The organism is Neisseria sp. P0001.S005 (assembly GCF_051963715.1).
In genome coordinates this window covers 20,287-41,658 of sequence record NZ_JBQCTZ010000004.1, presented here as the reverse complement: position 1 = coordinate 41,658, position 21,372 = coordinate 20,287, and the positions used below count along the sequence as shown (strand labels likewise).

Genomic DNA, 21,372 nt, shown 5'->3' with positions numbered 1-21,372 from the left:
CTATAAGGAATTGAAGATATGAGCGACATTGACGACATTCGCAGTGCTTTGAGTTATATCGACTCACAAGACCGAGATACCTGGTGGCAGGTTGGCGCAGCCGTTAAAGATGAACTGGGTGAGAACGGATACGACCTTTGGGACGAATGGTCTCAACGTGCCGATAGTTATTCTGCTCGTGATGCTAAATCGACCTGGAAAAGCTTGAAGCCAGGAATGTGGCACATTGAAACCGTATGGAAGTTGGCGCGGCAGAACGGATGGCAGCCTACCAAGCCTTATACGCCGCCGAGTGCGGAAGAGCTTGAACGTCGTAAGGCAGAATCCGAAGCAAAACGTTTGGCTGCCGAACGCGAACGGCAACAAACACAACAAAAGGTCAAAATCACAGCACAAAAGATATGGCAAAGCAGCCGACCTGCCTCTTTGCACCATCCCTATCTTGCTGCCAAAGGAATTACCAACCCGGATGCCATCGCCGGTCTGCGTCAAAACGAATATAAGGACAACGACAATCTGATTATCCCCGTCCTGTACGAAAATGAGATCGTCAACCTGCAATCCATCAACCAAGATGGCGGTAAACGTTTCTTGGCAGGAGGTCAGGTTCAGGGAGCATATGCCTTTATCGGTAAGGCTGAGGATGTAGAAAAGGTCGGTGTCGTCATGGCGGAAGGATATGCTACGGCGGCAAGTATCTACGAAGCCACTGGCAAGCCCGTCATCATTGCTTTTGATGCAGGTAATATGGTTGCCGTTGCCGAACGACTGGCACAAAATCTTCCTCAAAACGTACCTGTCGTGGTTGCAGTTGATAATGATGCTTCACAAACCGGCATTAAAAAAGCACGACAGGCGGTTGCTTTATTGGGCGATCGTGCCACGGCAATCCAGCCCGAATTTACCATGACGCAGATACAACAATATCAGAAAGGCAAAGGGGTAGATGAAAAAGGCCGTCCCCCTTTACCGAGTGATTTCAACGATCTACACCAACTGGCCGGTTTAGAGGCTGTCCGCCAAACCTTTAAAGAAGGTATCAATCTCGTCCCAAAGCCCGACATCAGCAGCCAAGAACAGACAATCGCTGACGAATTGGAGGCATGGCGCGAAAGAGCAGATAAAGCCAACGATAGCCGTACCGAAACTAAACACTTGGAGAACCCGATGAATTCCGAGAGCAAAGAGAACATTCAGACAACTTTGGCCACCGAAACAAACAGCATTGAATTTGATGGCCGCAGACAGAACGTCAATGAACCCGAAACTTCAAAAAACACAAAGCCCGAACAACAACCTGATCACAAGCATTCTGAAACTAAACATTCGGAGCCTGCTCAAGAATCAGAGAAAAAGGTGCAATCAGGAAAACAACCCGAACCTGAAACAGAAGCTCCCAAAACTGCAAACTTGTCTGAAAAAAGCCAAGAAACGCGTAAAGTAGTTTTAGATCTGCAATACCGCATTCCGGAAAATATCAAAACTCGCTATCACACCGTAGGGGGCAAATTCTATTCCGTTTCAGACCACAAAACAGTGCTGTTTGAAGATAAAGGCAAGCAGTTAAAAACAGCCCTTTCTGATCCGCAAACAGTCAAGGATATGTTGGAAGTTGTCAAAGCCAAAGGTTGGGACAGCATCAAGTTGTCGGGCAGTAAAGATTTCCGTCAGGCAATGTTTATTGAAGCTGCCGCCCAGGGTATCCGTACCAGTGGCTACAATCCGACTGCCGCTGATTTGCAGCGAGTGGAAGCGTTGCGGGAACGTTACGCGCAAAACGGCATTACACCGGAGATGGTGCGTGAGCAGGAAAGACGACAACCGGAAGTAGAAAAGGAACAGCCAAGACAAGAGCCTCACAAACGAACAGAACAGGGTAACTCTCAAAGCGAAACGGGGAAGCCTACACAGGAGCAGGAACAGCTTAAACCCGAGGTTGAACGTGAAGAGCGCATCCATACCCAGTCCGATGCTGCCATGCTGTCTGCCGCTGATCGACTGAAAGCGCAAAGCACACTGCCATCCGACAGTACAATCAATGCTTCTCCACGAGCTGATACCGATATTGACGTACCGGTTCATTCCATTGGTCGGGAAGAAGTTCCCGCCGAAGTTGTGCATCAGACTGATGATATGAAGGCGACTGCGTTGAATACAGGCTTTGTTGCGGCGAAAGATCATTATATGCAGAAAGCACAAAAGTTGAGTAAGCCCAATCAAAAGAAACTGGCAATGTATGAACGCGGTGTGATGGATTCAATACGCGGGCTGGAAGGTGATGTACGCACAAAAGCCTTGAGAAACTACTACGAGCATACCGCCCAAAATATGCACGGAACGAAGCTGAAACTGCCCGATCCGATTCAGATTCCGTCGCCGGAGCAGGCACGGCAGAACGATCGGCAGCATGAGCACGGCCGCTCCAAAGAGCCTGAAGTGGAACTTGGCCGCTGATTTTTCTGACGGTTTACCTTACAGCCTGAAACCCTGCGGTTTCAGGCTGTTTTCTTTCTTGGAGGCAATATGGCAGAGAATGAAAACAAGCAACCTGCGGGCAGCAGGAGAATAAAAATCCTGCAACAGTCGCTGGCAAAGAAACAGGCGGCGTTCGACCAACGGCTGCAAAACCATTTCGACGACGTTCGCAGTGCGAACGGACAACCGCTCAACGACAAGCGCAACGGACAGGCAACATTGAACCGCTGGGAACGCCAGAACGACGGTTTGCGGACGGCGGACAAGGAAATTGAGAAGACCCTGCGCGCCATCGAACGTGAACAGGCGGCCATCGACCGCGTGAACAATGCCGACATCCCTGCGTTTTTAATACCGATGATTGAGTCCGGCGAAATTACCCAATGGCGCAAATTCCCGAACCGCTTTTTCGTCAGCGGCGTAGAGAAAGCACGCATCATATGGGATAAAGACAAGCAGCAGTTCGGCTATGCCTACCTGCAAGGCGTAAAAGGCGAACAGTTCGCCAAATTCCGCGACACCTATAACCATATCCTTGCCCTGCACCGTCAAGAACGTGAAAACGAAACCAAACAAGAGGCGGTAGCAGAAAAAAACGAAACCCGGCCGGTACAAGAACCGGCAGAAAAGTTACCTGAAATATCTGTGAAACGTCCTCCTCAGCTACCCACAATGCCTGATTTCGGTCTCAAAGGTGAAGACCTTCAAGCCTTCAATCGCGGCTGGCAGAATGCGGCTGATTCGCTGGATGCGGCCATCGCCAAACAATCCGAAAAAATTGCCGAACGAATAGCTATATTGGAAAAAGCCGGTATTCCCTATGTTCGTATGGAAGCATTTATGGACAAAATCAATGGTGGTGAAGTCAACGGATACGGGGAGAAACATACGATGCAACGGTTGACTGAACTGGAACAGTTTACAGAACGGTTGCGCGACAAGACCATGAAACCTTCCGGCTATATTGGCACCGGTTACAAAAATCCCCGTACTACTGCCTTCACAGCCTTGGGTTGCGATATTGCAGATACATACGCCAAGCTGGATCCTGCCATTCCTTATTACGAAGATCGCAACATCGTCGCGTGGCTCAGCCATCACCCTGTACCACAGCAGATCCGCCCTGCCCCAACTATCAAAGGCTCAAACACAGCCGTTATACAACAATCCCTTGAGGAACGTTTACAGGCAGTTCAAGGACAGTACGAAAAGCGGTTATCTGATATGAATGCAGACGGGCAGAAAAAGCACCGCATTTTAGAGGCAGGCATGGAAAACCTGATTAAAGGCCTGCCCGAACAAACACAGATGCAGGCACGCCTGAATTTCTATCAGACCCAATATGGCCGCCTGACGACACAAAAAGACCTGGAACAGCCTCCTGAGCAACAGGAACTGTTTTACGGACGATAATGATAAGAAAGGTCGTCTGAAACATGGTTTCAGACGACCTTGTTTTTTTAAGGAAAAGAACCATGCCTGAAATCAGTGTCTATGGTTTAACCCATGAAGAAATTAGAGAGCTTACGCAACTGGCAAAACAACGGTATGGGAAAGCCAGTGTGTCGTGGATGGCAAAACGGCTTTTGAAGGCGCAGCTTGAAAAGGAAAAACCCGAATTGATCGGACTTCCACCCCCAAAAAGCAGCAAACGCGTTACCGTCCGCCTGCCCGAAAAAGACCGTGCCTACCTCGAAGCCGCCGCCAAAAAGCACAAAAGCAGCGTGAACGACATCATACGCGATATAGTCCAGTCGCACGTCCGTAAGCATCCCCTGCTGACGGCGGCCGAAGTCGAAGTGCTTTTCCAGTCAAACTACCAGCTTTTAAGTATAGGCCGCAACCTCAACCAAATCGCCCGACAGCTCAATATGGGTGAAAGCGCATCCCTCACGTCCGAGCAGATCAAAGCCCTGTCCCAATACATCAAACAGCACACCCAAAGGGTCGGCGATGTACTGCGTATCAACCGAAAACGCCTGTCCGAATAGGAGCAAAACCGTGTCCCTGCACCGCAAAATAGACGACTGGTTCTTGGGCTACAAAACCCGTTCCGTCCGAGCCAAAGATACCGGCCTTTCCGTCCCCAAATCCAAACACAGGGGAAATACCCGCATCCCACTCAAATCCGGCAGCGGTTTGGCCAACCTGACGGCGGCGGCTAAAAAACACCCCGAAGTCATGGTTAAAATCCCTAAAAGGCTAAGTCGAAACTCCAATGGTATGCAGGGCATACGGAACCATTTGGACTACATTTCACGCAACGGTAAAATTACTGTCGAAAATCACTCCGGTGAAAAATTAAACGGTAAAAGAGCCGTCAAATCGCAACTAGAAGATTGGCAGAAACTCAATATCCCCGAAAGAGGCAAACACCGGGAAGCCCTCAATATCGTCCTATCCATGCCTGCCGGAACACCTCCACAGGCAGTATTGAATGCTGCCCGAAATTTTGCCGCCGAACAGTTTGCCGACCATCAATATCTCTTCGCTTTACATCACGAATCCGAAAAAGAAGGCGAACCTGAGCATCCCCATGTACATTTGTGTGTATTGATGAGAGATACCTACGGGCAACGGCTTAATCCGCGTAAAAATGATCTTTTTGAATGGCGCGTCCGTTTTGCTGAAAAACTCCGGGAGGAAGGTGTAGAGTGTGCGGCTACTAAACGGCAACACCGGGGAAAAATCCTCAAAGCTGAAAATGGCATAGTGCGAGCCATGAAAGAACGTGGTGCAACACCCCGCATCGAAAAGCAACGGCTGGAAGAATTAAACCAAGCAATCAAAAACCTGGAACGTCCGACACATCCCTACATTCAGAAGGTCATGCAGACACGCGGTTACATATTGGCTGAATATGGTCTTATAGCCAAGGAACTATATAAGATGGGACACAAAAATGAAGCCCGGCTTATCAGTAAACTGGCTAAGGATATGGTTGGACAGCCTCTAAGCACTAAAGCACAACGGGAATACGATCAAAAGGTCAGACCTCAAATGCAACACGAAACCCGCTCTTTCAAGCAATCAAATGTTGAACAAGACAACGACCTCTCTCGTTAACCGATAAAGTAAAAGCCCTGCGGCCATACAGATGTCTGTATGGCCGCAGGGCTTTTTGTACCTAAAATAGGCAGAAAAATTATTCCAAAATAAATATCTTTTGGAATTAACAACTTATATAAATTCACACTAAATATAATTACTACCCTGTTGACATTTATGTCAACATGCTTCATACTAATATAGGTTGCAAGTCAAATACCCGTTATGGATTCAAGTTCAATGCTGGAACATTAACTTGATCTATAACAGGTGAGTTAGCTTGTTAATTAGTAGAAAGCATCTAGGTTGGTGTGAATACTTCCTAAGTTGCTAGTACGTTATTTACTAATTGTGTTTGATAAGTAACGTATTCTACTTGGGCTTTTAATCAAAGGTCAAGCATTTTGAAACATATTTAATGTAAAACTGATGTTTTAAATGAACATTTTTATAAATTAAGTCTGTCAAAGTAGGAGATCAAAAGAATAAAAGGTTGTAAAGTATTCACGCCTTTTTTGAAAGGCAATTTATGCAGAATCAAGAAGTTATCTTCGAAAACGGCTGGGTTAAATGCCGGTTCCGGAGAGTCAAGAACAGCGACCGCTACCTTGACGCTCATGATTACGGAAGAGATTACTGGATCTTCCCTGTAAAAAATAAAAAACATTAATTTGTTTAGTCAAACCATCCTTCGGGATGGTTTTTTTTATTGCACAATGGGCAAATAGAGTGGATAATTTGAATGTGGGCAATTTAAGTCCACAATATTTTAAATTATCCGATTCTTTGTAATATCTCGAAAATAGGTAATTAGAGCATACCCAAATTAACCACCTTTGTTCGTATAAGGAGCAACAGTGTTTCCAGATAAATATAATCTCAGCCTGAAAGAAAATATCTTTTTGGCCAAAAAGGTATTGGTTGCCCAAATCCACAATCTAAGCCGGTTTGAAAACTGTCAGACAACTTTGTTGCAGACAGAACAGATTATCAATGGGCAAAATGTTGCTTCAGCATCATTGGGTGATATTCAGACTATCTTAAATCTGAAACGTGCTTACCAATATGTAATGCGCCATATTTCAGACGGCCTTCCCGTTGATATACCACTACTAAAAAAAATCAACAGTATTGTTGCCCAGGAAGACTCATTGGCTCCCGGAGATTTCCGTACTGGTACAGTCGGCGTTACCCTGGTTGATGGGTCTCGACACACACCGCCTGCAATGTCGGAAGTTGACGTACAGAACCTGTTGGGACAAATTGAAAACAGAAGTAATTCAACCACTGAAACGGCTATCCGCTCCATGTTGGCCTTTATGCGTCAGCAAATCTTTTGGGACGGTAACAAACGAACGGCCACGCTGTTTGCCAATGCAATGTTGATCGAAAAAGGCTGCGGTATTTTAGAAATTTCAGAACTGCAAATGCCCGAGTTCAACACAAAACTTTCGGATTTCTACCGTTCCGGAGATGATACTGACGTTGCTACTTATTTGTACCAAAATTGTATTTTTGGTATCGACTATTGAGGCTGAACATGAAAGCAGCAAGAATCTACCAACGTGTCAGCACTGAAGAACAAAATCTTGAGCGGCAAAACGCCTTAATTGAGAAAGCTAAGGCAGAAGGTTACTACATTGCGGGGGTTTATAAGGAAAAGGCTTCGGGCGTTCGTGCCGACAGACCTGTATTGAACAAATTGATTGCCGATTTGCAAGAAGGCGACGTGATCATCGCCGAGCATATTGACCGTATCACTCGTCTGCCACTGGTTGAAGCAGAAAAGCTGGTAAACCGTATCCGTGAAAAAGGAGCATTTCTCTCCATTCCCGGCATTATCGACCTGAGTCAAATACAGACTGACTCCGATATTGCCAAAATCGTCTTAGACAGCATACAAACCATGTTGCTTAAAATTGCCCTACAAATGGCTAGAGATGACTACGAACAACGTAAGAAACGCCAAGCAGCAGGAATTGCTGAAGCAAAAAAACAAGGACGATTCAAAGGTCGTCAGGCAGATACTCAAAAACATAAATTGATTATCAGCCTGCGCTCACATCATACCCTTCAAGAAACAGCCAAGTTGGCCGGATGTAGCGTATCCCTGGTGAAACTGGTAATGCGACAACACAAACAATCCCTAATTTCAGAAAAGGAATAAAAATGGCTACCTTAATGCAGAAAGACGCTTTGATTGAACGTGTGGCTTCAGTTTTGGCCATGATTGCGTGAAAAACTCCACGAAGCGAAGGCCGTACACCTGATCAAAGTTGTTTGGTTGCCTTACACCGGGAACTGTATGCTTCAGAACCTGAAGATATTGATTTTGACAAAGTAGTGAGTGAGTGCAATCAGATTTATCAAAAGTATTCTTCTAGTCAGATAAGGAAGGTAGTTATCTATTAGCTGAACAGTACAGCTGTAAATAGGGGAGTGGTCTCGGAAGTAACAGGTTCATTGACGATTCATGTACTGCAAGCTCGGCTGTTTTCATCCCAAATCACTCCTGCTTCTACTCAAATACCCCCTTAATCCTCCCCGAATACCCGATAATCAGGCATCCGGGCCGCCTTTTAGGCGGCAACAGGCACACTTAGCCTGTTAGCCGCTTTCAACAGGTTTAAACACATCGCCTTCAGATGGCTTTGCGCACTCACTTTGAGCAGACCAAAATAGGCTGCCCGGGCGTAGCGGAATTTACGGTGCAGCGTACCGAAGCTTTGTTCGACCACATAACGGGTCTTCGACAAATATCGGTTGCGTTTGGTTTGCGCTTCCGTCGGCGGACGGTTGCGGCAGGCCTTGCGCATAATGCCGTCCAACAACTGATGCTCTTCCAGATGTTGCCGGTTTTCCGCACTGTCGTAGCCTTTATCGGCATAGACGGTCGTACCTTTGGATAGTCCTTCCAACAAAGGCGACAGGTGTTTGCACTCATGGGTATTGGCAGGAGTGATGTGCAGTTTCTCGATATAGCCTTCCTCATCGGTACGGGTATGCTGCTTGTAACCGAGTCTGTATAAACCGTTTTTCTTTGTCCAGCGGGCATCTTTATCTTTGCTCGGTGTGGTTTGGCCGCTGACTTGTCCTTCCTCATCAACTTCTATGGCCTGACGCTGTTTGCTGCCGGCGGTCTGAATAATGGTGGCGTCAATGACGGCGGCGGATGCTTTCTCTACTTTTAAACCTTTTTCAGTCAGTTGGCGGTTAATCAGTTCCAGCAATTCGGACAGGGTGTCGTCTTGCGCCAGCCAGTTGCGGTAGCGGCATAAGGTGCTGTAATCGGGGATGCTCAGTTCGTCAAAACGGCAAAACAGGTTGAAATCGATGCGGGTGATGAGGCTGTGTTCGAGTTCGGGATCGGAGAGGCTGTGCCATTGTCCGAGCAGGACGGCTTTGAACATGGACAAAAGGGGATAGACGGGACGGCCGCGGTGGTCTCTAAGGTAATGGGTTCTTTGACGGTTCAGGTACTGTTCGATCGGTTGCCAATCAATCACTTGATCCAACTTCAATAGTGGGAAGCGGTCGATGTGTTTGGCAATCATGGCTTGTGCGGTTTGCCGGAAGAAGGTACTCATGAGAAATCCCCTAAATGTCCTGGTGGGAATTTAGGGGATTTTGGGGAATTTTGCAAAGGTCTCAAAGTATAAAAAGGCATAGTGAGAGCAAGGAAAGAACGCGGAGCAAAGCCTCGTATTTCAAGCATAGTTACAATAATGACGACAACCACTACCAAATTGTTAAATAACTTGCCGAATGTTGTGACATTCATAGCTAATCCTTTCCAATCCCAAATAAATTTTTCTACACATACAAAGTTAATTCAAGTTAGAATGGATATTTATAAGGAATATTACCGAGAAAGCATTTACTATGAATCGTACCCTGTACAAAGTCGTCTTTAACAAACATCGAAACTGCATGATGGCCGTTGCTGAAAATGCCAAACGCGAGAGCAAAAACACTGCCGACACCCAAGCTGCAGGTATTTCGCCAAATGATATTGCGGGCTTTACAGGTTTTATCCATTCTATCTCTGTTATATCATTCTCCCTTTCATTACTCCTCGGCTCTGCCCTTATTCTGACTTCTCCCTCTGCCAATGCCCAAGGCATCGTTGCTGACAAATCCGCACCTGTACAGCAACAGCCTACCATCCTGCAAACCGGTAACGGCATCCCGCAGGCCAATATCCAAACCCCTACTGCCGCAGGGGTTTCAGTTAACCAATACACCCATTTCAATGTTGACAACCGTGGTGCTATTTTGAACAACAGCCGTCGGAACGTGCAAACACAGTTGGGTGGCTGGATACAGGGCAATCCCTGGCTTGCAGGTGGTGAGGCCCGTGTCATCGTGAATCAAGTCAATTCAGCTGATCCCTCTTTGTTGGGCGGATATATTGAGGTGGGTGGTAGACGTGCCGAAGTGGTGGTGGCAAACCCTGCGGGAATTCAAGTGAACGGAGGGGGATTTATCAATGCTTCCCGTGCCACTTTGACTACAGGCCAACCGCAATATCAAGCAGGAGACCTTAGTGGCTTTAAGATAAGGCAAGGCAATGTTGTAATCGTCGGACACGGTTTGGATGCCCGCGATACCGATTACACGCAGATATTGAGCCGCGCGGTTAAGATTGATGGGCCTATGTGGGGCAAAGATGTGCGTGTGTTGGCAGGACAAAATGATGTCTCAGCTGATGGCTCTATCCAGTCTTCACACTCCCCTGCTGCGAATACAAATTCTGCCAACTCACTGTATGCCATCGATACAGGGGCATTGGGTGGTATGTATGCTGGTAAGATCACCTTGATCAGCACTGATCGTGATGCATCCGTGCGCAATCAGGGGCAATTGTTTGCCTCAGCTGGCAATGTGGCAGTGAATGCTGAAGGTAAACTGGTCAACACGGGTACGATTGCGGCGACGGGAGAAAACCATGCGGTTTCACTTCATGCCCGCAATGTCCGTAATAGCGGTACGATTGCCTCACAGGATGATGCCAATATTCACAGCCAGACGCTAGACAATTCAGGTACGGTCTTATCCTCAGGTGAATTGACTGTCCGTAATTTAGGCCGTCTGAAAAACCAAAACAACGGTACGATCCAGGCTGCCCGCTTAGATATGTCAACAGGTAGTTTGGATAACACGGGTAATATTATTCAAACAGGTTCACAAGCATTGGATTTGGTATCTGCTGGCAAATTCGATAACAGTGGCAAGATTGGTGTGAGCGACGTTCCACAGACCGGTTTGAATCCCAATCCATCAGTCATACCACAGATTCCGAGTACTGCAACAGGTTCAGGTAGCAGCACTGTTTCGGCATCTAAGCCTGGTTCAAACAATCCCGTTTCACCTACAGCATCTGCAAAAGCCTACGCCAGAGGACGCATTCAAACAACGGGAGCACTTGATAATGCAGGATCAATCAATACAGGTGGACAAATCGACATTGCCGCCAAAAACAGTTTGGAAAATTCGGGCAGTCTGAATGCGGTTAAACTACAAGTATCAGGCGATTCATTTAACAATACGGCAAAAGGCAAACTCCAGGCACACGATCTGGCTGTTAGTGCTCAAACTGCTAAAAACAGCGGTCACTTATTAACTCAAACCGGCAAGATTGACAACCATGAACTGCATAATGTGGGAGAAATTGCCGCCAACAATCTGACACTCATTCATTCGGGCCGCTTGAGCAATGATAACAAAAGCAATATTCGAGCTGCACATCTACAGCTTGATACCGCCGATTTACATAACGCAGGTAACATTCTTGCCGATAGTGGAACCGTCACTACCAATAACAATCTTCGCAATACAGGAAAAGTTTCTGTTGCACAACTGAATACCGAAGGTCAGACTCTAGATAATACGCACGGACGTATAGAGGCTGAAACGGTTAGCATCCAAAGTCAGCAACTGACCAACCAAAGCGGCCATATTACTGCTACCGAACAACTGACTATCAATAGTCGAAATGTAGACAATCAAAACGGCAAACTCCTATCTGCAAACCAAGCACAATTAGCTGTTTCAGACGGCCTATACAACCAACATGGTGAAATTGCCACCAACCGGCAGTTGTCTATTCACGATAAAAATCAAAACACTTTGGCGTTAAACAATGCGGACGGCACGATTCAATCTGCCGGTAATGTATCGCTACAAGCTAAATCACTGGCCAATAATGGCACATTAACAGCCGGTAACAAGCTGGATATCGCCTTAACGGATGATTTCGTCGTAGACAGCGACCTCACTGCAGGCAACCAATTAAACCTAAGCACAAAAGGCCGTCTGAAAAATACCCATACCTTACAAGCAGGCCATACGCTCAAACTCAATGCCGGCAATATAGATAACCAAGTTACAGGCAAAATTATTGCCGGAGAGCAAACGAACATCACATCCGAACAGCATGTAGACAACAGGGGTTTGATTAACAGCAACGGTTTGACCCACATCGGTGCAGGTCAAACCCTGACCAACACCGGGACAGGCAAAATCTATGGCGACATATTGCCCTGGACGCGCAAAAACTACTTAACCGAGAAGAAACGACAGAAGGCAGCACCAAAGCGGGGGCAATAGCTGCAAGGAAACGTTTGGATATCGGAGCGAAAGAGATTCATAACCAAGAGGGAGCCCTACTATCCAGCGAAGGTATTTTTGCTATCGGTAATCGACTGGATGAACAACATCATGCGGCAGGCATGGCTGATACCTTTGTTAATGGCAGTGCCAGTTTGGAAGTACAAGGTGATGCATTGATGTCCGTTAGGAATATGCAGAATATCAATAATCACTTTAAAACAGAAACATACTTAGCCAAAGCAGAAAAGCAAGTCCGCGATTACACCGTACTGGGGCAAAATACCTACTATCAGGCAGGAAAAGACGGTTTATTCGATAACTCACAAGGACAAAAAGACCAAACTATTGCTACGTTCCATTTAAAAAATGGTTCTCGTATTGAGGCCAACCAATGGCATGTCCGAGACTATCACATCGAGACTTATAAAGAACGCATCATCGAAAATCGACCGGCACACATTACTGTGGGTGGTAATTTGACTGTTTCAGGCCAAGACTGGCTGAACAAAGACAGTCGAATTATAGTGGGCAGGCGTATTATCACTGATGATTTAAACCAGAAAGAAATCACCAATCAAAGTACAACAGGCAAGGGGCGCATAGATGCTGTCGGCACACAGTGGGATTCCGTTACAAAAAAAGGATGGTACAGTGGCAAAAAAAGACAGCGCCGTACCGAAAGAAACCACACTCCTTACCATGATACCCAACTATTTACCCATGACTTTGACACGCCTGTATCTGTCACCCAACAGAATGCCGCCTCCCCTTCCTTTCAACCCGCAGCATCTGCAGCCAAACTGATTGACGGAGCATCCACAGCAGCCGTCAATGGGCAGCGCATCCATACCGGTAATATGGTCTCATTAAATAACGCTACTGTTACTCTGCCGAACAGCAGCCTCTACACCACCCATCCTGACAATAAAGGCTGGTTGGTTGAAACAGATCCTCAATTTGCAGACTACCGCCGCTGGTTGGGCAGCGACTACATGTTGAAACAACTGCAATTGGACCCCAATCATCTACACAAACGGCTAGGCGACGGCTACTACGAACAAAAACTTGTTAATGAACAAATCCACCAGTTAACAGGCTACCGCCGACTTGATGGCTACAGCAGTGATGAAGAACAATTCAAAGCTCTGATGGACAACGGCCTTACTGTTGCCAAAACATTCGGCCTTACCCCGGGTATCGCCTTGAGTGCAGAGCAAGTTGCCCGCTTAACTTCAGATATCGTTTGGATGGAAAATCAAACCGTCACCCTGTCTGACGGTTCGACTCAAACCGTACTCGCCCCCAAAGTCTATGCCCTGGCACGCAAAGGTGATCTCAATACCTCCGGCGGCCTGATTAGTGCCGAACAAGTCTTACTTAAACTGCAAAATGGAAACCTGACTAATAGCGGTACCATTGCGGGGCGGCAGGCCGTACTCATCCAAGCACGGAATATTAACAGCAACGGCAACATTCAAGCCGACCAAATCGGCTTAAAAGCTGAAAAAAGTATCAATGTCGACGGCGGGCAAGTACAAGCAGGCGGACTGCTGACTGCCCAAGCGCAAAATATCAACCTTAACGGTACAACCCAAACTTCCGGTAATGAACGTAACGGCAATGCCGCCATTGATCGTATGGCCGGTATTAACGTGGCCGGAAGCTATACTGAGCAAGTAGATAACAGAGCTTCAGACGGCATCCTATCCCTGCATGCTGGCAACGATATCAACCTTAATGCAGCCACCATCTCTAACCAAGTTAAAGGCGGCACCACCCAAATTACCGCCGGCAACAATCTCAATCTCGGCACCATCCGTACCGAACATCGCGAAACCTATGGTGCATTAGATGACAAAAATCATCGTCATGTCCGACAAAGTGCCGAAGTCGGCAGCAGTATCCGCACGCAAAACGGCGCAATGCTTAGAGCCGGCAACGACTTAAAAATCCGTCAAGGTGAACTGGAGACCGAAGAGGGCAAAACCGTCCTTGCCGCAGGACGTGATGTCAATATCAGCGAAGGACGCCAAATAACCGAATTGGACGCCGCTGTAAGCGGGAAAAGCAAAGGCATCCTTTCCAGTACCAAAACACACGACCGCTACCGCTTCAGTCATGATGAAGCAGTCGGCAGCAACATCGGCGGCGGCAAAATTATCGTTGCAGCTGATCAGAATATCAATGTACGCGGCAGCAACCTTATTTCTGATAATGGCACTGTCTTAAAAGCAGGAAACAACATCGATATTTCTACTGCCCACAATCGCTACACCGGCAATGAATACCACGAGAGCAAAAAATCAGGCGTCATGGGCACAGGCGGATTGGGCTTTACTATCGGTAACCGAAAAACTACCGATGACACTGATCGTACCAATATTGTCCATACAGGCAGCATTATAGGCAGCCTGAATGGAGACACCGTTACAGTTGCCGGAAACCGCTACCGACAAACCGGCAGTACTGTCTCCAGCCCCGAGGGGCGCAATACCGTCACTGCCAAAAGCATAGATGTAGAGTCCGCAAACAACCGGTATGCCACTGACTACGTCCATACCCAGGAACAAAAAGGCCTCACCGTCGCCCTCAATGTGCCGGTTGTCCAAGCTGCACAAAACTTCGTACAAGCAGCCCAAAATGTGGGCAAAAGTAAAAATAAACGCGTTAATGCCATGGCTGCAGCCAATGCTGCATGGCAGGGTTATCAAGCAGCCCAACAAATGCAACAATTTGCTCCAAGCAGCAGTGCGGGACAAGGTCAAAACAACAATCAAAGCTCCGGTATCAGTGTGTCCGTTACCTACGGCGAACAGAAAAGCCGTAACGAGCAAAAAAGCCGTTACACCGAAGCGGCAGCAAGTCAAATTATCGGCAAAGGGCAAACCACACTTGCGGCCACAGGAGGCGGGGAGCAGTCCAATATCAATATTACAGGTTCCGATGTCATCGGCCATGCAGGTACCACCCTCATTGCCGACAACCATATCAAACTCCAATCTGCCAAACAGGACGGCAGCGAGCAAAGCAAAAACAAAAGCAGCGGCTGGAATGCAGGCGTAGCCGTCCAAATAGGCGACGGCATCAGTCTTGGCATTACCGCCGGAGGAAATATCGGCAAAGGTAAAGGACAAGGGGAAAGTACTACCCACCGCCACACCCATGTCGGCAGCACGGCCGGCAAAACGATTATCCGAAGCGGCGGGGATACCACCCTCAAAGGTGCGCAGCTTATCGGCAAAGGCGTACAGGCAGATACGCGCAACCTGCATATAGAAAGTGTTCAAGATACTGAAACCTATCAGAGCAAACAGCAAAACGGCAACGTCCAAGTTACCGTCGGTTACGGATTCAGTGCAGGCGGCAGTTACAGCCAAAGCAAAATCAAAGCAGACCATGCCTCCGTAACCGAGCAAAGCGGTATTTATGCCGGAGAAGACGGCTATCAAATCAAAGTCAGAGACAACACAGACCTCAAGGGCGGTATCATCACCTCCGGCAAGAGCGCAGAAGACGAAGGCAAAAACCGCTTTCAGACGGCCACCCTCACTGCCAGCGACATTCAAAACCACAGCCGCTACAAAGGCGAAAGTTTCGGATTGGGTGCCAGCGTTGCCGTAAGCGGCAAAACACTGGGACAGGGAGCACAAAATAAGCCTCAAAACAAACACCTGACAAGCGTGGCCGATAAAAACGGCGCAAGTTCATCAGTAGGCTACGGCAGCGACAGCGACAGTCAAAGCAGCATCACAAAAAGCGGCATCAACACCCGCAACATACACATCACCGACGAAGCGGGACAACTTGCCCGAACCGGCAGGACTGTCAAAGAAACCGAAGCGCGTATCTACACCGGCATCGACACCGAAACTGCGGATCAACACTCAGGCCGTCTGAAAAACAGCTTCGACAAAGACGTGGTTGCCAAAGAAATCAACCTGCAAAGGGAGGTAACGCAGGAGTTCGGTAAAAATGCCGCACAAGCCACAGCAGCCGTTTCCGACAAACTCGGCAATACCCAAAGTTACGAACGGTATCAGGCAGCCAAAACACTGCTGGAGGCCGAACTGCAAAATACGGACAGCGAAACCGAAAAAGCCGCCATCCGCGCAACACTCGGCCAAGTAAACGCCTATCTTGCCGAAAACCAAAGCCGCTACGACACCTGGAAAGAAGGCGGCATAGGCAGGAGTATCCTGCACGGGGCGGCAGGCGGACTGACGACCGGCAGCCTCGGCGGCATACTGGCCGGCGGCGGCACTTCCCTTGCCGCCCCGTATTTGGACAAAGCGGCGGAAAACCTAGGCCCGGCGGGCAAAGCGGCGGTCAACGCACTGGGTGGGGCGGCTATCGGCTATGCGGCGGGCGGGAATGTCGGTACGGCGGCAGTAGGGGCGAATGTCGATTGGAACAATAGGCAGCTGCATCCTGATGAAGTGAAGTGGTTACACAGTAAAGATACACTACAAAAATATATTAACTATTTAAAAAACAAAGGATTAAATTTAACTCCCCGAGAGGCTCAAATTCAGCTAGACCGCGCAGCTGCCGCAATGGTAGACAGCGAATGGGCAATACTGCATGGACGCAATGAACTTGCAGAACAGTTTTTATCTCAAAACACATCTAGATTCCATTATGTAGATAATTTTGGTGCAAGCCATCAATTCTTTACAGCTACTAATCATGAATATTTAGATCAAGACAGAAATTTAAAAGCATTATTTAGTGCTTATACCGATAAAAACAAAAACGAAATAAATAAATTCTTGCATAGTATTCAGATTCAAAACCGTAATGCCTCAACGGATTTTAGAAGAGGAATGGAACAAGGCTATAAAGATAGCAGTAACGATGCACATAATGATCCAAAGATAATTGGGAAAGGCATAATTTCCTTGCCGAGATACGTCTATGATTCGTCTACCAGTGATGAAGTGGGTCCACTAGACGATCAACAAATGGAGACTAACCGTATAGCCCTGCTACGTTTACAAGGGAGAGATTACGATGCAGGTAGAATATATGAATACAATCATGCAACCCGACAACGGTTAATGTGGTATCAATTGCCAGTAATGGAGCTAGCAGGACGTATCCCTAGTAAATTGGCTAACAAATATAAACTGTACCGCGAAGGTAAGTTATCTGCTGCACAACTGGCAGCAGAAATAAAAAAACAAGCACCAGTTGTTCCAAATGGAAAAGCATTTGATTTTACCAGTGGAACATTGATATCTAATCAAACCGTTAAGCTCACACAGGCACAGAAGCTGTCCAATGGAACAACCCTGCCAGTAGGGACAATTGCACGACTAACAGACAAGGGAGTGGAAGCAACTTTGCCCAATGGTAAAAATGTTAGTTATGCAGGGGTAACTGAGCAAAGGGCGTTGCCTAAGCCCGATAGCTCTGTACCGAAGATAAGACCTAATGGTACAGTAGAGCTGTTTACAGACAGCAAAGGGGTACAAATACCTGGAGCAGTAGGAGTTAGCCCATCAGATCCGATGGCTGTTGCAAGAGATGCACGTTCTATGCCCAATATACCGACAGGCAGTCAGGCGAGAGTTATCGCAAATAATCCTTATATCCCTAAACCAGAAGGGAAATTTACAATAATGGATTATCTTCCTGAAGCAGCACGTATTACAAAAAAAGGGGGAGAAATTGTGATTAATGGCACATCAAACAATAAGTATTTAAGAGGAATTCCAAATGAAGCAGAACTGGCCCGAATGGGATTAAGGTTAAAATATAATGGGCCGTTAAAGGAAGAGTTTAAACGACTGGAATTTCATCAGAGTAATGGAAGACAATTAGTATCAGATGAGCTTAAAACCATTGTATTTGAAAAGGTAAAATAATATGACAACTTATACTATTCCAAGAAAAGATCATCAATTTCTGTATATAATTGAGGGGTCTCTATTAAGCTATACTTTGAAAAATGATGAATTCCATATCATCGTCAATTGTGTGGATTATCCGGACTTTCCTCAAGAGATCCCTATGCCAAATTATTCAGACTGGGTAAGGATTAAATTCAAGCAGTTCAGCTATCTGAAATTTATCTATGTATACGCTACGAAGAGCCAAGATAAAAAGATCAAAAATGTATTGGAGCTTGGCGAATTAAAGCAGGATGATGAAATCTTGGATTATGGAGGTACACTGGAATTGATAGGCGGTAGGTATGATCTTCCGACCGGTTTTAGCATAGATATAGTTTGCCGGGAAATAGAGTTAGAATTCTTAGATCAGGAGAGTTTCAATTAAACGAGCCGTAGCTTGTCATGCTGCGCAAGCAGACTTTTGAAGGTAAAATAATATGACAACTTATACTATTCCAAAAAAAGATTATCAATTTCTGTATATATATGAGGGCACTCTATTAAACTATACTTTGAAAAACGATGAATTCCATATCATCGTCAAGAATGTGGATTATCCGGACTTTCCTCAAGAGATTCATACACCAAATTATACAGACTGGGTAAAAATTAAATTCAAGCAGTTCAGCTATCTGAAATTTGTCTATGGATACGCTACAAAGAGCCAAGATATAAATATCGATAATACATTGGAACTTGGCGAATTAAAGCAGGATGATGAAATCTTGGATTATGGAGGTGCGCTGGAAGTGATAGGCCGTAGGTATGATCTTCCGACCGGTTTTAGCATAGATATAGTTTGCCGGGAAATAGAGTTAGAATTTTTAGATCAGGAGAGTTTCAATTAAACGAGCCGTAGCTTGTCATGTTGCGCAAGCAGCCTTTTGGAAGCTCTTGACAAGGCTGGTTGGGCATATGTGCTTTATCACTTAATATTACTCAACGCGAATGTGTGCGGAACGCACATATGCGGTTCTCAAGGTTTGAGCTAAGAGGCCGTCTGAAACAATAAATACGGTTTCAGACGGCCTTTCTTTCAACAAGCCACCACAGCCATCAGACAAAAGCAACCCGCCGCCACACCCATATCGGCAACACGGTCGGCAAAACCACCATCCGAAGCGGCGGAGATACCACCCTCAAAGGTGCGCAGATCATCGGCAAAGGCGTACAGGCAGATACGCGCAACCTGCATATAGAAAGCGTTCAAGATACTGAAACCTATCAGAGCAAACAGCAAAACGGCAACGTCCAAGTTACCGTCGGTTACGGATTCAGTGCAAGCGGCAGTTACAGCCAAAGCAAAGTCAAAGCAGACCATGCCTCGGTAACCGAGCAAAGCGGTATTTATGCCGGAGAAGACGGCTATCAAATCAAAGTCAGAGATAACACAGACCTCAAGGGCGGCATCATCACCTCCGGCAAGAGTGCCGAAGACAAAGGAAAAAACCTTTTTCAGACGGCCACCCTTACTGCCAGCGACATTCAAAACCACAGCCGCTACGAAGGCAGAAGCTTCGGCATCGGCGGCAGTGTCGACCTGAACGGCGGCTGGGACGGCACGGTTACCGACAAACAAGGCAGGCCTGCCGACAGGATCAGCCTGTCCGCCGGCTACGGCAGCGATGGAGACAGCAAAAACAGCACCACCCGCAGCGGCATCAACACCCGCAACATACACATCACCGACGAAGCGGGACAACTTGCCCGAACAGGCAGGACTGCCAAAGAAACCGAAGCGCGTATCTACTCCGGCATCGACACCGAAACTGCGGATCAACACTCAGGCCGTCTGAAAAACAGCTTCGACAAAGACGCGGTGGCCAAAGAAATCAACCTGCAAAGGGAAGTAACGCAGGAGTTCGGTAAAAATGCCGCACAAGCCACAGCAGCCGTTTCCGACAAACTCGGCAACACCCGAAGTTACGAACGGTATCAGGCAGCCAAAACCCTGCTGGAGGCGGAACTGCAAAACACAGACAGCGAAACCGAAAAAGCCGCCATCCGCGCAACACTCGGCCAAGTAAACGCCTACCTTGCCGAAAACCAAAGCCGCTACGACACCTGGAAAGAAGGCGGCATAGGCAGGAGTATCCTGCACGGGGCGGCAGGCGGACTGACGACGGGCAACCTCGGCGGCATACTGGCCGGCGGCGGCACTTCCCTTGCCGCACCGTATTTGGACAAAGCGGCGGAAAACCTCGGCCCGGCGGGCAAAGCGGCGGTCAACGCACTGGGCGGGGCGGCAATCGGCTATGCGGCGGGCGGGAATGTCGGTACGGCGGCAGTAGGGGCGAATGTCGATTGGAACAATAGGCAGCTGCATCCGAAGGAAACGGCACTGGCAGACAAATATGCCGAAGCCCTCAAGCGTGAAGTCGAAAAACGCGAAGGCAGAAAAATCAGCAGTCAAGAAGCGGCAATGAGAATCCGCAGGCAGATACTGCGCTGGGTGGATAAAGGTTCCCAAGACGGCTATACCGACCAAACGGTTATTTCCACAATCGGCATGAAAGGCGAAGACAAAGCCTTGGGTTATACTTGGGACTACCGCGACTACGGCGCAAGAAATCCGCAAGCCTACAACGATCCGAAGCTGTTTGAGGAATACCGCCGACAGGACAAACCCGAATACCGCAACCTGACCTGGTTGCACAGCGGGACGAAAGACACCAAAATCAGGCAGGAAGAGCGGAAAAACGAAGAGCTTGCGCTGAACGTTACCGACTGGCTGACGAGCTTTGTCAACCCCAATCCGAGGGTAAAAGCCCCGATTCTTGCGGGCGTTGGCAACCTGAAAAACATCAGGTCGACCGTTACCGGCAGCGATCCCTTATTGGCGGGTGCGGGGAATATCCGTATCCCTGCAAACGGCAATGTTGCGAAGGTGGACAGGATTCCGGGTGCGGCATTGGCGTCGAAGAGTCATCAAAAGAATGATTTTGGTACGTCTAAAGGACAGGGAGCAGAGTCTTCTATACCTGTCCCTCAAGCTATCCCAATAAAAATTAAAAATCCAGATAAAACGGTTAGTGAAACTACTTATAAATCTAATCCTAAACATACTCCTGGTCAGTTAGGGTTTAAGTTTGATGCTGGTATTGAGCCAAAGAATTCAGTTCAGTTAATTGAAAGTTCAGTACAAATTGGTAAACAGCGATTTGCAATTGATGATAAAGGACATATTCATCGTTATAGGGGGGGTGATAGGAAAAATGAACCTTGGCATTGGGCTGGTTCTACATCCGATAAGAAGAATCCCTTGTCCTTAACAAGTCAACAAAAAGCAGGAATTAAAAAAGCATACCCCGATCAATCAAAGAATAAGTTATTAAAATAAGGA

At 47.3% G+C, this 21,372-nt stretch carries 9 protein-coding genes and 2 pseudogenes; 10 read left to right on the top strand and 1 reads right to left on the bottom strand.

The window, feature by feature from the left end; translation table 11 throughout:
• Positions 1-18: 18 nt before the first annotated feature.
• The 6 genes from ACTHSP_RS01430 (at position 19) to ACTHSP_RS01405 (ending at position 7,690) form a co-directional block, all read left to right on the top strand.
• Complete coding sequence (locus ACTHSP_RS01430; protein WP_440345493.1) at positions 19-2,454, top strand: LPD7 domain-containing protein; 2,436 nt, start codon at positions 19-21, stop codon at positions 2,452-2,454.
• A gap of 69 nt (positions 2,455-2,523) precedes the next feature.
• Complete coding sequence (locus ACTHSP_RS01425) at positions 2,524-3,888, top strand: hypothetical protein (RefSeq protein ID WP_049351088.1); 1,365 nt, start codon at positions 2,524-2,526, stop codon at positions 3,886-3,888.
• 62 nt (positions 3,889-3,950) lie between these two features.
• Entirely contained in the window at positions 3,951-4,466 is a 516-nt protein-coding gene (gene mobC / locus ACTHSP_RS01420) for a plasmid mobilization relaxosome protein MobC (RefSeq protein ID WP_049351089.1), read from the top strand.
• A gap of 10 nt (positions 4,467-4,476) precedes the next feature.
• A complete protein-coding gene (locus ACTHSP_RS01415; RefSeq protein WP_049351090.1) occupies positions 4,477-5,541 on the top strand; it encodes a relaxase/mobilization nuclease domain-containing protein in 1,065 nt (354 codons plus the stop codon).
• Between the two features lie 839 nt (positions 5,542-6,380).
• Positions 6,381-7,055, top strand: coding sequence for a Fic family protein (locus ACTHSP_RS01410; protein ID WP_049351092.1), 675 nt, complete (start codon positions 6,381-6,383; stop codon positions 7,053-7,055).
• 8 nt (positions 7,056-7,063) lie between these two features.
• On the top strand, positions 7,064-7,690 hold the full coding sequence (locus ACTHSP_RS01405; RefSeq protein ID WP_049351093.1) for a recombinase family protein: 627 nt from the start codon (positions 7,064-7,066) through the stop codon (positions 7,688-7,690).
• 412 nt (positions 7,691-8,102) lie between these two features.
• Here ACTHSP_RS01405 and ACTHSP_RS01400 read toward each other — a convergent pair whose 3' ends face one another.
• Complete coding sequence (locus ACTHSP_RS01400) at positions 8,103-9,110, bottom strand: IS5 family transposase (protein ID WP_440345492.1); 1,008 nt, start codon at positions 9,108-9,110, stop codon at positions 8,103-8,105.
• A 295-nt stretch (positions 9,111-9,405) separates the two neighbouring features.
• Between ACTHSP_RS01400 and ACTHSP_RS01395 the strand changes: the two are divergent.
• From ACTHSP_RS01395 to ACTHSP_RS01380, 4 genes and pseudogenes are all read left to right on the top strand, one after another.
• Positions 9,406-16,577, top strand: a pseudogene (locus tag ACTHSP_RS01395) (two-partner secretion domain-containing protein); the annotation flags it as partial.
• 1,426 nt (positions 16,578-18,003) lie between these two features.
• Positions 18,004-18,414 (top strand): hypothetical protein, encoded by a 411-nt coding sequence (locus tag ACTHSP_RS01390; protein WP_371464953.1) that lies wholly within the window; start codon positions 18,004-18,006, stop codon positions 18,412-18,414.
• A 52-nt stretch (positions 18,415-18,466) separates the two neighbouring features.
• Positions 18,467-18,877: a hypothetical protein gene (locus ACTHSP_RS01385; RefSeq protein WP_440345491.1), complete on the top strand. Its 411-nt coding sequence runs from the start codon at positions 18,467-18,469 to the stop codon at positions 18,875-18,877.
• 221 nt (positions 18,878-19,098) lie between these two features.
• Positions 19,099-21,369 (top strand): annotated as a pseudogene (locus ACTHSP_RS01380) (hemagglutinin repeat-containing protein); the annotation flags it as partial.
• Positions 21,370-21,372: the final 3 nt, after the last annotated feature.

What these genes read in the sequence shown, in the direction of transcription:
- ACTHSP_RS01390 (WP_371464953.1), top strand. Translation starts at nt 18,004, where the DNA reads ATGACAACTTATACTATTCCAAGAAAAGATCATCAATTTCTGTATATA.
- ACTHSP_RS01425 (WP_049351088.1), top strand. Translation starts at nt 2,524, where the DNA reads ATGGCAGAGAATGAAAACAAGCAACCTGCGGGCAGCAGGAGAATAAAA.
- ACTHSP_RS01400 (WP_440345492.1), bottom strand. Translation starts at nt 9,110, where the DNA reads ATGAGTACCTTCTTCCGGCAAACCGCACAAGCCATGATTGCCAAACAC.
- mobC (WP_049351089.1), top strand. Translation starts at nt 3,951, where the DNA reads ATGCCTGAAATCAGTGTCTATGGTTTAACCCATGAAGAAATTAGAGAG.
- ACTHSP_RS01430 (WP_440345493.1), top strand. Translation starts at nt 19, where the DNA reads ATGAGCGACATTGACGACATTCGCAGTGCTTTGAGTTATATCGACTCA.
- ACTHSP_RS01405 (WP_049351093.1), top strand. Translation starts at nt 7,064, where the DNA reads ATGAAAGCAGCAAGAATCTACCAACGTGTCAGCACTGAAGAACAAAAT.
- ACTHSP_RS01385 (WP_440345491.1), top strand. Translation starts at nt 18,467, where the DNA reads ATGACAACTTATACTATTCCAAAAAAAGATTATCAATTTCTGTATATA.